The following is a 14874-nucleotide window of genomic DNA, read 5'->3' on the forward strand; positions in this document are numbered from 1 at the left end:
AAACGGTAACGTGGATCACTTTCGAATCCCCTTGGAGTCTCCTTGGAATTCCCTCTGTACTCCTCACGGAACGCTCCATGGCGACGCACGAAAAAAAGCAACCCCTTCCCGGTTATCAAACCGGGGAAAGGATTGCCCTGTTCCAATGTTTCTTAGCCGTTAGTGCGCTGACCTTACGACTGACCCGCTCTCCACTCATCGAATTGCCGTTTGTATTCATCAACGACCTCATCGAGACCGGCGGACTTCATTGCGGCCAGCATTTTATCGTAGGCGTCCTCGTATTTCACGACCCCGTGCATGACCGGATAGACGCTGGTCTTCAGCTCGGCGATGCAGTTGGCGTACTGCGAAGCAACGTTGGTCGGATCGAAGGTGAAGCCGATCGTGATGCTGTTCACGGCGTCCTCCGATACCGTCGTTCGGCGCTCCAGTCGCGCTGGGTCCGTATTCGTCGGATAACGGTTCATTTCAACGTGGCCGAGCAGCCAGTATGGAAGCTCATAAGCCGGGGAACCATTCTCGTTCTTGGCCAGATAGTCCTTGGTATTCTTGCCTGTATCCTTCCAATGCACATCTTTCACGCCGCTTTGGACGAGATCCATGTTCTCCTGGCTGCTGTATACCCAGTTCAAGAATTGAATGCCGGCCTCCGGGTGCGGAGACGTGGCCGAAATCCCGTTGGAATTCCGGATCGCGTAGGATCTGAATTTCGGCTGGTCGGCCAAATAATAAATATCCAGCTTCGCATCCGGGAACGTCTGAAGAATGGCATCGCTCAAGCCAACGTCGCCCGGACGGTAGAGATAACGTCCTGCCAGCTCCTCCTGGTTGATAACCTCCGTCGGCGTCGTAAGCAGATCGCTCATGATCAGCCCTCGCTTGTAAGCCTCGTTCATGAACTTCACGTCTTTTTTGAACTCCTCGGTTTCGAACCAGGACTTCACGTTCCCCTGCTGGTCGATGTAAATCATGTTGTCGGCCACGGTAAACGGATAGGTGTCGTAGGTCGTATGCAGGAAGTAGGCCGGCTCCTCCAGCATCTTGATATATACGTTCTTGTTGTCCTGCGGCCAATTCTTCTGCAGCGTCTCTGCTGCATTGAGCAGCTCTTCCGGCGATGTCGGCGGCTTCAGGCCATTTTTCTCGAGCAGATCGGTGCGGATCGTGAACATGCCATCGTTATACGCGGTATCCGCCCAGAAGTTCGGCACGTACGTGATCTTGCCGTTGATTTTCGACGACTCCCAAATCCAGTCCGGCATGGAAGCTTTCAGCTCGGTGCCATACTGATCCAGCAGATCGTCGATCGGAATGATACCGCCGCTGCCCGCAAGCACCGTCGGTCCTTTGGTATCGTGCATGATGGCTATCAGCTCGAATTCCTCGCCCGTCGACATCATGAGGTTGGTCTTCTGATCCCATACGTCCCACGCGATGTACGTCGGTTCGTAGGTAAGGTTCAGACCGTCGGCCTCCAGCTTCTCGTTGATCGCTTTGACCGCCGCATCCAAATCCTGCGGCGCGGAGCCCGGAAGCAAATACCGTACCGGCAGCTTGTCCCCTCCGCCGTTCTCCCCGCTCGCCGATCCATTCTCACTGCCGGCGTCGCCGCCGCCGGAGCAGCCCGCGATCACGGAAACCATGAATATCGCGGCCAACCATAGTGCTAGCGCTTTCCTTTTTTTCATGCATGTGTCCCCCTGTCTTCATTTGGTTTAGTCATGCGGTACGATTCCTATCTTAAGGAGACAGTAGGGAAAACGTATACTTCAAAATGATGGTTTTCGCCATTTTAAAACACTGAATCTGCCCGTCACTGCGCCTTTTTCGTCTCGATCGCATGCTGGCTGCGGAACTGGGCCGGCGAGATCTGGTAGTGCTTTTTAAACAGCGTGTAGAAATAGGTCGTATTCAGAATGCCCACCTGCTCGCTGATCGATTGAACCGACTCCTCGGTGCTTGCGAGAAGCTCACGCGCCTTCTCCAGACGAACGGCATTCAGGTAATCGTTGAACGACAGCTCGCAATGCGCCTTGAACAGCTTGCCGACATAGCTGCGGGACAGCTTCACCTCGCCCGCCACCTGCTCGAGCGACATATCCGGCCTTGCATAATGCTTGCGTACGTACATCTGGATAAAATCCACCACCTCCGCATGCCGGACCGCTCCCGATTCCTCGGACAGGCTGCAGAGCCTAAGGGCAAGATCCTTCAGGGCATCCGCGGTTTCCTGCAGCGTCTGAAAGCGGGTAATCCGCCGCGTAAAGTCGAGGAAGAGATCCGCGCTTTCCCGATTTTTCACGGTATGGACATTGAGCTGCTTGTACAGGCCGCCGATGAACTGGTTGATGAAAAACATGACTTCATGGTAGTTGTAATCGCGTATTTCCTTGATCCACTGATCGATTTCCTTCTCCAATTTATCCCGCTGCTGCAGCTTGATGGCCTCGATGATGCGCTTCTCTCGCTTGTCCGGATACTGCGCCTCGGAATGCTCCGACTCCGCGGCGATGACCGGATCGCCATGGAATATCCTGCCCTTTCCCGCGAAAAAGCGCTGCTGGAAGCAGGACTGCGCGCAATCGAACGATTCGCGGAGCTCCTCGTACGTCTGCGCGGCGGTTCCGATGCCGACGGTGACGGACACGCGGAGCGTGCGGAGCATCTCGCCCTGCAGCTCCTCCAGCATGCCCAATACATGGAGCGGAAGCCGGCTCTGCTTCATGGGGAGAATGATCGCAATGGTTCCGTCCCCCACCGTTGCCACGCTCGCTCCCTCCGGCTCCAGCATCTGCTGGGCCGCCTGGGCGACGGCCGCGCAGGTATAGGACTGCAGCTCCTCGTCCTCGCCCCCGGGCGAGCCGTCTAAGCTGTCGAGCAGAAGGACGGCCGCCAAGAAATAGGGCCCCTTGCCTTCGCGGGCCAAACGGCGGAATGCCGTCTCGTCGCCGCCTTTCAGCAGCTGCAGCACATGCGCCTGCCGGGCGACGGAAGCCTCGGACTCCATCGACTTCATTTTCTCCGTCATTTCCGCGTAAGTGGTATCCAATATGGCAAATTCGTTGATTTGCCGACGGTTTTCCTTCATCTTCGGAATGGCGCTCATTTTCTCCAGCAGGTGGCGGATCGGGTTGTACGCATGATGCGTCAGCCAGATCGACAAGAACATGCTGACGACGAAGCAGGCCAAAGCGAGAACCAGCGCCGACGTTCGGAGCGCCTGCATGTTGAACAACAGATTTTGATATTGGCTAACGCTGATAAACGTCCAGTTCATATCCTTGGATTTGACATAGGTAACCAGGCTCTTGCGGCCGTCGATGGAGCGGGTGAAGTAACCGCTTTCCGCGTCCGATTCCAGAATGGACTGGACATAGGACTCCTGCGATACATCCTCCATGAACCGGGACCGATCCGAATGGGTGATGATGGTTCCCTTGTCGTCAATGACGTGAAGCGAATCCACCGCTTCGTTGCGGTAGCCTCCGATCAGATCCTGGATGGTGTCGGTGCTCATGTTGATTACGATCGCGCCCTTGGAACTTAGCGGCGAATAATAGCTCGGAAGGAGAACGAAAGTCAGGACGTCTTCGCTCCGCTTCGCCGAAGTGGCGGAAGAGATCTTGCGCGGGAACAGATGAAAATAAGATGTATTTTTGCTGTTGATTTCCTCCAGCAGCGCCTTCTCCTGCTCCTTGGTAATCCCCTTCGTATTCAGGTACGTGTTATTCGAGCCGTTATAGATCCCGATCGAATGGATGAACGGATAGGTGGACTGGACCCGGTTAAGGGTACCGAACACGCCATATTGTTTCAGCGGATCAGCCTCTTTGTCCAATAGGGCGTTCACGATCTCCTTGTCGCTGAGCAGAAGGTTGCCCACGTTATACACCTGGTCGCGGATGACGCTGGATACGGCGCTGTTCTGCTTCAGCATCGACTCGGATATTTTTCCTACCTCCTTCGCGGTGCTCCAGGAGAACATCATGTACAGGACGACGGTTACGAGGGCAATCATGGCTGCCGTGAGCAAAACAAAGCTGAGAAACATATTTCGATACACTGCATAACGGAATAATCGCTGCCGGATCATATTCTCCCTCCTTTATCTTTCGGTCTGTATAGCAAACTGAGAACTTATCATCCATGAATATTACTAACATTATATGTAATATACATGTTAATTTTATGGGGTTGCTTAGCCATCCGATCGCTTGGAACGGATAGATATTTTATTCTCATCTTACATTTGCTCAGGGCATACATCAATATGAAAACGCATTCTTTATTTCCCTCCCCAAACTCCCCTTCATAGGCTTCATCGGCTAAACTCCTTATAAAATCAAGCTTTTCCGGTCATTATTCAATCCTGGCGACACTGTGCGAAATACTCAAATTCGAAGTTTTTGCCGTTTTTTAAAGCAGGCGTCCCCCCTTTCAATCCGCTCAAACTCCATTTTCATAGTTTACTGCACGCGGCAACTCTCTTTACACTCGAAACAGAACTGCTACGCTTGCAGCCCCCATCACTTACGAAAGGACGTGCCTACTCATGAAAAAAAGCCGCTTCGGCTTCCTGCGCGAAATCCGCTCGAACGGATCCGCCTACCTGCTCGTCGTACCGGCTGCCATCTATACGCTGGTCTTCGGTTATTTCACGCTTCCGTACATGCTCATTGCGTTTCAGAAATTCAACTTCAAGACGGGACTTTTCAATTCCGCCTGGGTCGGCTTTGACAATTTCAAGTTCTTCTTCTCGTCGCCCCGGGCTTGGGAGGTCACCTTCAACACCTTGAAGCTCAATTTTCTATTTATCATCGTCGGCACGCTCGCAGCCATGGCGCTGGCCATACTGTTCAACGAGCTCCGCAGCCGCTGGTTCTCGAGGGTGACCCAATCCACGATTTTGTTCCCGCATTTCTTGTCCTGGGTTATCGTGAGTTACATCATCTACAGCTTGCTGTCGACCGACTACGGTATCCTGAACCGGATCCTGGCGTTCTTCCATATCGACCCCGTCAACTGGTACGCCTCTCCGCAATACTGGACGTGGATTCTTACGACCGCGGCGGTGTGGAAGGACCTCGGGATGAACCTCGTCATTTATCTGGCGGCGATCACGGGAATTGACGACAGTTATTACGAAGCCGGCCGGATCGACGGCGCTACCCGTTGGCAGCTCATCCGCCACATCACCATTCCGCTCATGCTGCCGACCATATCCATCTTAACCCTGCTGGCTCTGGGCAAAATCATGTACGGCAGCTTCGACATGATCTATGCCATCGTCAAGGACAACGGGCTGCTGTATCCGACGGTTGACGTCATCGATACGTATGTGTTCCGTTCCCTCCGCACCATCGGGAATCCGGCACAAGCCATGGCCGTCGGACTGTATCAATCCGTGGTCGGCTTTATTCTCGTATGGGGCAGCAACAAAATCGTGAAGAAGGTGAATCCGGACCATGCCTTGTTCTAAAGCAAGCCGGATTCATTCGGAAGGGAGCGAAATCTAGATGACGTCCAGACCTAAATTTTTCGACGCCGTGAATGCCGCGCTGATCGGCATCATCTCCATTCTCTGCATCCTGCCGATGCTGCTTGTGCTCATGGTGTCCTTTACCGACGAAGCCAGCATTAAGCAATTCGGCTACCAGCTGTTCCCGAGCGAGCTGTCGCTGGATGCCTACAAGCTGCTCCTGTTCGGCAGTACGCCGCTGTACCGGAGTTACATGATCTCGATCATCGTGACGGTCGTCGGCACGATCCTTGCGGTCACCATCACGTCCATGGCCGGATATACGCTGGCCGCCAAGCACATCCGTTACCGCAACGGGCTCGGATTGTTCTTTTTCATTACGATGGTGTTTAACACGGGCCTGGTGCCTTGGTATCTGATCAACCTGAATCTCGGCATGAACAACACCATCTGGGCCCTGATCATACCGTCCCTGGTGTTCAACCCGTTCAACCTGTTTCTTGTGCGCAACTACATGTCCCAAATTCCGCCTTCCCTGACGGAGGCGGCCAAGATCGACGGCGCGAGCGACTTCTATATCGCGTTCCGGATCTACTTCCCGCTCTGCATGCCCGTTCTGGCCACGATTACGCTGTTCTACGGCATTGCCTACTGGAACAACTGGTTCAACGCCATCATGCTGGTGGACAACGAGAAGTTGTATCCCCTTCAATACCTGCTGTTTAAGCTGAACTCCGAGATCAGCATGATTCAGCAGATGCAGAGCAGCGGTGCCATCCTCGGCAGCCAGACGCTGCCGCAAGAATCGGTGAAGATGGCCACCGCCATTCTGACGATCGGGCCGGTGGTGCTGTTCTATCCGTTCCTGCAGCGGTATTTCATAAAAGGGCTGCTGATTGGCTCTTTGAAGGAGTAAAGGTTTTATCCACATGCCATGATCTCAGGACATAAGCAGGTAACCCGGCTTTACTGAAATCAAAGAGGCTAACCGCTCTCACGGTTAGCCTCTTTTTTATATGCTGATGTCTTCGTGGATGCAACCTCTGCCGCTTCGGATGGAACATCGTCAATGGAGTTCGTAAGCATAACCCTGATGTTGTGCATCGGGTCAGTAACGGTAATCCGGTTTTTTAAAAAATAAGGATGAATGCTAAAACGCCCGGCTTTTGACTTCTCCTTGATAAGCCAATGCATCCTGGGCCCTTAACCGCTGAACCTCGCTCAGCTCCGACAATTCGGCCCATTTGTATTCCGAATGCTCGGAGCTGAGCACAATTTCCTCGTGAAGCGGGATCGAACAGCGGAATATGCCGACCTGCGCGTTGATATGACTGTGATAATAAAATCCGGTCAAGACCGCATCTTGCAGGGTAAGGCCCAGTTCTTCGCGGCATTCGCGAAAAATCGCTTCATGGATCGTTTCGCCGGAATCCACCCCGCCCCCGGGCAAACTCCATCCCTTATTCCCATAGGTCCGTTTTAATAAGAGCAGCTTGCCGTCAGCGTTCAATATGATGGCATGCACACCAAATCTGTACGTGTCATGAAAGCCCAACGTTCATCCTCCCATCCCGTCAATAAATGCTCATCGGCTACCTCAAACGATCCTTCATTTCCTCCAGCACAATTCCCCACCATGAAGAGGAACGTACAGCAGGGAGATCCATCTCTTTCAGCTCCCGCTTCATTTGTTCGAAGGCTGACTTCCACTCGTGCTGAGCCTGCGAGGCGTCCGGACGGGTTCCCGGCTTGATCTCTCCACTTCTGAACTTCTGAAGTTTCTCGCGAAATTGTTCTGCCGTCAAAATCATGGGAGGAGGATCAGGCTGCAAGCGCTCCGTTTGCTGCTTGAAGCGAAGCACACGGTCCATAAAAGCGAGCAGGCTGTCGATGGAGGCGTTTATGTAGGTCGGTTTCTGTGTACCTCCCTCCGTGACTGCCCACACTCCCCCTGTATCCTTTTGGATCGCGACATGCAGCCCTTCGCTCCAGATCTCCCTTCCGATCGCGATATAGGCTCCATGAATATCCTGTAGCGGTAACGCTTCATGAAACAGAAGACCCAACGGTGGCTCCTGCGGATCAAAGACCGGCATTCCCCGATGCACAAGCGTTTCCACCGTCTTATCGTGCATTCCCAGGACGTCCAAGCTTTCCCTCGTATAAGGCAGCACTCCGTGATCATACAGCGTATGATATTGCGGCTCCATTCTAACCCTCCCTTAAACTCCTAAACCGGTACGTATTCTGTAACCTATAATGATGCAGCGCGGTCTACAGATATTCGCCGAAATAAAACTGCAGCGCTTCAGTGGAATATCCGTCACTTCCCTGCCACTCCGACATCGAGAAGAAATCGTCGTCCCTTCTCGGACGCGTGCGGGGCGTATCCTTCGGAACCAGCACGCCGGCATATCCCAGAATTTCCATCAGCACGTCTCGTTCATGCTTGCTTGAAGGCAGAACATCCTTCAAGCGCTTCTCAAGATGACGCGGGCTTTCTGATTCGGCGCATCCGTCGACGGCTGTCATCAGCTTCCTCAGAATGGCAATATCCTCCTTGTCCACCGTCAGGCCCTCCTCATGGCTCAACAGCTCCAGATCGAGCCAGCAGTAGAGAAGCTGATTCAAGCGGATGCCTCCCCATTTGACCCGTTCGAAATTCAGCACGTTCAGGTCGGCATTCACGTAATTCCGGTCGGACTGGAGCCCGGCATGGTTACAATCTCCGCAGCTGCTGTAATTCGGCATGGCCGAGCGTCGTTCTTCGTACTGATGCAGAGGCAGGCGCGATGTAAGCGCCCAACTGGAAAGCGCGCTTCGCAGATGCACTTGTCTCGTGGACAGGCTGTGCAGAAATGCGGCAGCAACCCTTTCTTTAGTAACCGTCTTATGTAAGCTATGAAGCCGCTGGTTCAGCTCATCATGTCCGATGGTGATGGGGTCGAACATCAGCCTCATGCTCTTCGCGTAATCAAAGTCCTCCCCGACGAACGGCAAAGGACTGCTTTTCCAGCCGCTGGATGACCAGAACGTTTGAAGTAAAACCTTTTTCGCCTTTTTGTCCACAGCTTCCACTTCCCATTTTTTTCTTGTCCCTATCATAACAAAATCTTCCTATAAAGCGAAGACGATCGAAATCTGACTGAGTTGGATTGAAGCCGTGAGACTATGAAAACTACGAGTTATATCATGTAATGAATAATGATGAATTTATTCTTAATATTTCTCCGAATAATCATTATAATGATATAATGTTTCAAATAACCCTATCCTTGTTGATCAAATCGGAAATTTCGCATGACATGAAAAGAATGCAATGGAGGATGCACCCAAAATGACCATTCACAACCTCAAATCATTCATCGTATCCACTTTCACTTTCCGAATAAACTGGAATCACTTTAAGTCGAAGCTGCTCTTAAGATACGTTCTGTCTTATATTCTGATCTTCCTGATTCCTCTGACTGGAGTAACGATGTTTGTTTATGATAGCGCTGTCAGCGGGCTTCGTACCGAGATCGAACAATCCAACATCAATCAATTGAACCAGGTGTCAATGACCATCGACTCCCGTATCGCGGAGCTTCGGGAGCTTTCCGGCCGGATCGCTTACGACAGACGCTTAACCCCTTATATGGTCCGTGATGATTATTACAGAGTGGAAGCCATACAAGCTTTGGCCAACTATAAGGCAAACAGCAGCATTATTGAAGACATCTTCTTATACTATCATAACGACCCGATTATCTACTCTTACCGCGGACTGACGAATGTTAACGTTGCGTTCGACTCCTTCTATCGTTATGAGAACTGGAGTCTGGAAGATGTCACCCTTGCGCTGAACGAAACGAATCAGATGGTAATACGGCCGGCCGAGAATGTTTTGATCAACAACTCCAGGCAGGAGACGATGCTGACCATCATCGTACCGATCAAGCCCAATGCCCCCTATCCGTACGGAAGCGTCGTATATATGGTGAAAGAGTCCAATCTTACCGGGGTCATGGATTCCATTCTTAGCGATTTCACCGGGAGCAGCTACATTCTCAATCAAAATGATGAAGTGCTTACAGCGAGCAATCATGGCGTAACCCTGTCTCAGGAGCACCTTGGAACATTGGCTGCGCTTGATGCCGGCATACACAATCTCTCCCTGAATAATGACAAGTATTCCGTCGTATCCGTCAAATCCGGGGAGAATGGCTGGAACTACATGACCATCATGCCAAGCTACCAGTTCTTCAGCCGGGTCGCTCATGTACAGACGCTCATTCTGCTGGTGTTTGGCATCGCCGTCATAACCGGAGTGCTTGCCGCTTTTGTGCTGGCTAGACGCCAATATCACCCGATTAAGGATTTGATGGAATTCGCCAAGCTCAGAGTTAGCGATTCCCCAGAGCCCAAAACGCGCAATGAATGGGAATGGATTCGTCAGACCCTTCACGATTACAGCACCCGGATCGATATGCAGGAGCCCTTCGTGCGCAACCAATGCATGCTGCTTCTGCTGAAGCACGGAAAGCCGGATGATCCCGAAATCGAGCGAATGATCGCCGGAGTCGGACTGGAATCTCCCCAAGAACAAGTCATTTATTTCTGTGTGATTCTGTCCTGGGAAGAAAACGATGCGGCCGAGGAAGTCGTCCAGAAGGATCGTCAGCAGGTGCATGAAATTCTCAGCCATGTTGAACCATCAGGGCTTCAAGCGAATATCTATGGCGTTGAATTCTCAGCCGATAATCAATTTGCACTGATCGTATCGCTTCCTGACCCTGGTCAAGATTCGCTGAAGCTCCAGATGGAGCAGATCATTCGCGCGGTCCAGGGATTGATCTCCGAGAACACTCGGCTCGATCCGAGCATGGGCGTAGGTACGCCCTACCGGGATTTGGGGCAGCTGAACCAATCCTTCATCGAAGCCGCAACCGCACTCGAGCACCGAATGGTCGGCAGCAGCCGGATCACCTATTTCGACCAGTTGGCAGAGCAGAATCATCCTGTCGCCAAAGGCGTATGGCTTCCAAGAAAGTCGCTGCTCAAGCTGGAGCAAAGCCTAAAGCAAGGCAACGAGTCGGTGGCTGTGCAGATGATCGCCGAGATGATGGAGACCATCCGCAGCGAACCGCTGCAGATTCATCTGCTGCGCTGCATTTGCTTCGATCTGCTGAACGCGCTGCTTCGGTCCGCCTCTGAGGTTGGAATGAACGAAGCATTCAGCAGCATCTCGGACTATACGTCGTTTGAGACGCTGGAAGAATTTGAGGACAAGCTGTTGTCGCTCACGACAGAGGTTTGCGACAAGGTTGAACGGAACCATGAACAAGCAGCACCAAAACTGATCGATGATATCGTACATTATGTAAATCAGCAGTTTGCGGACTATACGCTCAGCCTGGAGCATGTTGCCCTTAAATTTTCCGTCTCTACCTCTTACTTAAGCCGCAGCTTCAAAGAGAAGACCGGGATCAGTTTCTCGCAGTATATCTGGAAGAGGCGTACGGAGGAAGTCATTCGGCTGCTTGTGACGACAAGCGCTCCCCTGAAGGAAATCATCGAACAGGTGGGCTACCTGGATGCACCCAATTTCATCCGCAAATTCAAGAAAGAAACCGGGCTTACGCCCGGTCAGTACCGCAAACAACATCGTTCGAATAGGCTGGATATATAACAGAAGGGCCCTTTAGGAGAACTTGTCTCGAAAGGGCCCGGATGCTTCTACTTCACTCACTGCGGTTCGTTCAAGATATGCTCAACCAGCTCATCGACCGACACGGTAGCCAGTGCAATTGCTGTGTCGGTCACACCATAATAGATATAGAGCAGACCGTCTTTGACCACGTTTCCTGTCGGGAACACCACATTCGGAATTTGATAACCGAATTTCTCGTAATAGGTTTCCGGTTCCATAATGTAATTCTTCGTTCTTGCTATGACCTTCTCAGGGTTGTTCAGGTCAAGAAGCATCGCCCCGACACGGTAAACGACCTGATTATCAACGCCGTGGTAAAGGACCAGCCAGCCTTTATCGGTTCGCACAGGCGGCGTGGCTCCGCCGATTTTCCTGGATTCCCACGCCGGATTCTCGGCTTTGGCCAGAAGTTTCGGCTCTTCCCAATGAACCAGATCCTCGGAGTACGTAATCCATATCGCCGCGCTGTCCGTTCCGTAAGCTGCACCCACGTATTCCTCCGGACGGCGCAGCAATACATACTTTCCGTTAATCTTCTCAGGGAACAAAATGTTGTCGCGGTCATTGATATCGAGCGGTGTCGTATCGGCAACGAACTCCCAGTCGATCAGATTGTCCGACTTCACGATCGAAGAGCGAGTGAGCCAGTGGCCCTCCTCCTCCCCCCAGCCGTCCGGATATTTGGGTATCGACCGCTCCGGTATCCCCGCTCCCGTCGGATAGTAACTCATGGCGCATGGCCTAAGGGCATAGTTTAGATAGTACGTCCCGTCAATTTTGACAATCCGCGGATCCTGGACGCTTCCATATGGAAAGCCCAGCATGTCAGGCGTCACGATCGGCTCGTCTTTCACGTGCGTAAAATTCACCCCGTCTTCGCTCTCCAGCAGTCCCAAAACATTCTTGCAAGGCGTTAGCGAGCCTGCGGTTCGCTCAATCATGTAAAACTTCCCGTTGTCTATAATAACCGCAGGATTGAATACGGTGACTTTACGCCATTCGTACGTTCCCGGAACGACGATCGGATTGTTCGGATGTCTCGTCATTTTCATAGGCTATGCCTCCACATTTGTATAATATTCAGGAGATTTATCAGGCCCTCTATCATTCTATGTTTAGCTCGACTTCCAGCGGTCATATGCGCCTTGATAGATTTCAACAACTCGGTCGGCACCCATTTTCTTCATCGTGTTCAGATAGTTATCCCAATTGGACAACGGTTCTGCGCCGGTTATGAATTTCGCCTCCATCTGTTGTACATACGTGCTCAGATCCGAGTTCAGGCTGTTGATCTCGGTTTGCTCTTCCACGGTAAGGAACAAGGCAGGGAACGGAGGTCTTGCTCCCCGATCGAGCAGTTTCTCCTTCGTTTCCTTTTCAACCCACAGATCAAAGTCGGTCTTCAATCCTTTATTGATATCGTCCGTGTTGATGGTAGGAGCCGGAATGCCGTAGTTTGGCGTCAAAGTCGCGCGGTAATCCTCCATCTCCATGCCCTCCGGCACAGACAAATAGCGTTTCACGCGATTGGCTTCATCCGTGTACTCCCACAGCATCCCTTCCGGTCCTTTGTTGAAAAAAAGCGACCCTTCATAAGAGTAAAGGTAGTCCACCCAACGGATCGATGCTTCAGGAGCAGGATTGGTAGCCGAAATGGCAAAAGCCCCTGTCGTAATCCCTCTGTTCTTGGCGATGGCCGGCTTGTCTACCAAATCGCTTTTCACCGGAGCGAACATCGGATCCTTGGTGGACGGTTCTCCGCCTTTGGTCATGTAGGCATGCCAGTCGGAGAACAGGGCCACCTGATTGTTCTGTGCCTTGGCCTTTTTCTGTTCTGCGGTTTGCGAGAAGCTTTCATGGTCAAGCAGATCCTCTTTCCAAAGACGGTTCATATAGGCCAGATACTCTCGGAAGCCTTCTTCTATCGGGGTATAATGAACAACATCCGCATCGTCTACATAAATTTCGTCTTCATAAACGCCGAAAGCGCCAAGAAGCCAAGTACGCAAATCACGAGCATTGGTCGTAGCCGTCGATACGGAAGAGATCGGGATTTCATCGGCGACTCCATTGCCGTTCGGATCCTCTTCTTTTACCCGCTTCAGGAAGGTGTAGAGCTCCTCGGTCGTCTCCGGAAGCTTGTCGATATTCAGGGCCTCCAGGAAATCACCGTTGTACCACAGCGGGTTGCGATACCAGTGCTGGCTTAAATCGACCGCAGGCAAAGAGTAAATATGCCCATCCGGAGCCGTAATGGATTTACGAATCTCCGGAATTTCGTCCATCAGCGCCTTGAAGTTCGGAGCATATTCCTCGATGAGCTCCTCCAGCGGAATCAGAATACCCTGCTCGCCATAGTTCATCTGTTCGGCCGCGGTCAACCCTGCAGCATAGAAGACATCCGGGTAATCGCCGCTGGCAAATACGAGATTCTTCTTCGTATCAAAGCTATCCTTCGGTGCGTTCAAGTATCGGAACGAAATGCCCGTCTTTTCCTCCATCTGCTGCAGCACGACCATATCCTTCCAGTTCTGAACACCGACATCAGGTGCCATCATGGTCAGCGTAATCGGTTCATTCATAATCGGGAAGCCTTCCTTATTCACGGCGGCTGCTTCCGTTGACTTTGTTCCGGCAGATTTCGTATCGCCGGCCGAACCGCATCCGGCGAGCAGGGACAGGGCTGTCATCCCCGTCAACACCAGCTTCCACGGTTTGCTTGTCATCTTCATCCATGTTTCCTCCCTTTGCATACTCAAGCTCATATCTTATAAAACGCTTTCATTCATCATCCTTTTACAGAGCCGATCATGACCCCTTGGACAAAGTATCGCTGTAAAAAAGGATAGAGAGCCACAATCGGCAGCGTAGATACAACGATAACCCCGTATTTGATCAATGATGCGGTTTCGGCTTTGGAATTCATTGCCCTGGCGGCATCCCCGCTGATTCCGGCGCCGGTCGTCTCCGCCGTCATTTCCTGAAGAACCAGAATCTGCCGCAGCACCATCTGCAGAGGATACTTGCTCTCATCGTTGAGATAGATCAGAGCCGGAAAATAGCTGTTCCAGTGACTGACCCCGTAAAATAATGCCATGACTGCAATAATCGGCGCGGACAGCGGCAGAATAATGCGGACGAACAGCTTCAGGTTGGTACAGCCGTCCATATATGCCGCTTCCTGCAGTTCCTTGGGAATCGTCGTCTGGAAGAACGTCCGGGCAACGATGATATTCCATACCGATGCTGCTACGGGAAGAATGAGCGCCCCCATCGTGTTGATCAGCCCCAAATTCCGGACGACGAGATACGTGGGCACAAGCCCTCCGGTAAAGAACATCGTGAACAGAATAAATCCCAGGAACAGTTGACGGCCGACCAAATCCGACCTGCTGAGCGCATAAGCTGCAGGCAGTGTCACGGCCAGGTTCAACAGCGTTCCTATTCCAGTATAGACGATCGTGTTCAGATATCCGTTCCAAATCTTCGGATTTTCGAAGACCAGCTGGTATCCGGCCCAGGTAATCTCCTTCGGAAACAGCCACATCGCACCGGAATTCACCTGCTGCGGGCTGCTGATCGATGCGCTGAGAATATAAACGAGCGGATACAGAACAACAATCAGGGCGATGCATAAATAGATATAAACGCTGCCGAGAAAAATCTTGTCCCCCTTCGATTCCTTCATCGCGGTAACCAA

General features: G+C 52.0%; 11 protein-coding genes. 3 read left to right on the forward strand and 8 right to left on the reverse strand.

Annotation, left to right across the window (positions count from 1 at the left end; translation table 11 throughout):
- Positions 1-173: 173 nt before the first annotated feature.
- Together RB298_RS09045 and RB298_RS09050 are read right to left on the reverse strand one after the other, a co-directional pair.
- Complete coding sequence (locus tag RB298_RS09045; protein ID WP_015736579.1) at positions 174-1691, reverse strand: DUF3502 domain-containing protein; 1518 nt, start codon at positions 1689-1691, stop codon at positions 174-176.
- Between the two features lie 125 nt (positions 1692-1816).
- Positions 1817-4096 (reverse strand): helix-turn-helix domain-containing protein, encoded by a 2280-nt coding sequence (locus tag RB298_RS09050; protein WP_486046898.1) that lies wholly within the window; start codon positions 4094-4096, stop codon positions 1817-1819.
- Between the two features lie 459 nt (positions 4097-4555).
- Here RB298_RS09050 and RB298_RS09055 point away from each other — a divergent pair, with 459 nt between their 5' ends.
- Positions 4556-5482, forward strand: a complete 927-nt coding sequence (locus tag RB298_RS09055) for an ABC transporter permease (protein ID WP_009589944.1) — start codon at positions 4556-4558, stop codon at positions 5480-5482.
- A 37-nt stretch (positions 5483-5519) separates the two neighbouring features.
- A complete protein-coding gene (locus tag RB298_RS09060) occupies positions 5520-6398 on the forward strand; it encodes a carbohydrate ABC transporter permease (protein WP_009590031.1) in 879 nt (292 codons plus the stop codon).
- Positions 6399-6632: 234 nt separating this feature from the next.
- Here the strand turns inward: RB298_RS09060 and RB298_RS09065 are convergent, their stop codons facing one another.
- The 3 genes from RB298_RS09065 to RB298_RS09075 form a co-directional block, all read right to left on the reverse strand.
- Entirely contained in the window at positions 6633-7037 is a 405-nt protein-coding gene (locus RB298_RS09065; RefSeq protein ID WP_009589775.1) for an NUDIX hydrolase, read from the reverse strand.
- A 37-nt stretch (positions 7038-7074) separates the two neighbouring features.
- Complete coding sequence (locus RB298_RS09070) at positions 7075-7692, reverse strand: SUKH-4 family immunity protein (RefSeq protein ID WP_486046899.1); 618 nt, start codon at positions 7690-7692, stop codon at positions 7075-7077.
- 64 nt (positions 7693-7756) lie between these two features.
- The gene (locus RB298_RS09075) at positions 7757-8551 is read right to left on the reverse strand and encodes a hypothetical protein (RefSeq protein WP_486046924.1); all 795 of its coding nucleotides are present in this window, start codon (positions 8549-8551) and stop codon (positions 7757-7759) included.
- Between the two features lie 268 nt (positions 8552-8819).
- Between RB298_RS09075 and RB298_RS09080 the strand changes: the two genes are divergently transcribed.
- A complete protein-coding gene (locus tag RB298_RS09080; protein ID WP_486046900.1) occupies positions 8820-11153 on the forward strand; it encodes a helix-turn-helix domain-containing protein in 2334 nt (777 codons plus the stop codon).
- Positions 11154-11209: 56 nt separating this feature from the next.
- On the opposite strand, the gene RB298_RS09085 is transcribed toward RB298_RS09080, so the two are convergent.
- The 3 genes from RB298_RS09085 to RB298_RS09095 form a co-directional block, all read right to left on the reverse strand.
- Positions 11210-12226: a glycoside hydrolase family 130 protein gene (locus tag RB298_RS09085; RefSeq protein WP_486046901.1), complete on the reverse strand. Its 1017-nt coding sequence runs from the start codon at positions 12224-12226 to the stop codon at positions 11210-11212.
- A gap of 63 nt (positions 12227-12289) precedes the next feature.
- A complete protein-coding gene (locus tag RB298_RS09090; protein ID WP_213579319.1) occupies positions 12290-13906 on the reverse strand; it encodes an extracellular solute-binding protein in 1617 nt (538 codons plus the stop codon).
- Positions 13907-13962: 56 nt separating this feature from the next.
- Positions 13963-14874: a carbohydrate ABC transporter permease gene (locus tag RB298_RS09095; protein WP_192571110.1), complete on the reverse strand. Its 912-nt coding sequence runs from the start codon at positions 14872-14874 to the stop codon at positions 13963-13965.

The organism is Priestia sp. BR_2, assembly GCF_041954005.1.
Lineage (GTDB): Bacteria > Bacillota > Bacilli > Paenibacillales > Paenibacillaceae > Paenibacillus_AQ > Paenibacillus_AQ lautus_A.

Coding starts and splice junctions, on each gene's coding strand:
- RB298_RS09045 (WP_015736579.1), bottom strand. CDS start 1,691: ATGAAAAAAAGGAAAGCGCTAGCACTATGGTTGGCCGCGATATTCATG.
- RB298_RS09050 (WP_486046898.1), bottom strand. CDS start 4,096: ATGATCCGGCAGCGATTATTCCGTTATGCAGTGTATCGAAATATGTTT.
- RB298_RS09055 (WP_009589944.1), top strand. CDS start 4,556: ATGAAAAAAAGCCGCTTCGGCTTCCTGCGCGAAATCCGCTCGAACGGA.
- RB298_RS09060 (WP_009590031.1), top strand. CDS start 5,520: ATGACGTCCAGACCTAAATTTTTCGACGCCGTGAATGCCGCGCTGATC.
- RB298_RS09070 (WP_486046899.1), bottom strand. CDS start 7,692: ATGGAGCCGCAATATCATACGCTGTATGATCACGGAGTGCTGCCTTAT.
- RB298_RS09080 (WP_486046900.1), top strand. CDS start 8,820: ATGACCATTCACAACCTCAAATCATTCATCGTATCCACTTTCACTTTC.
- RB298_RS09085 (WP_486046901.1), bottom strand. CDS start 12,226: ATGAAAATGACGAGACATCCGAACAATCCGATCGTCGTTCCGGGAACG.
- RB298_RS09090 (WP_213579319.1), bottom strand. CDS start 13,906: ATGAAGATGACAAGCAAACCGTGGAAGCTGGTGTTGACGGGGATGACA.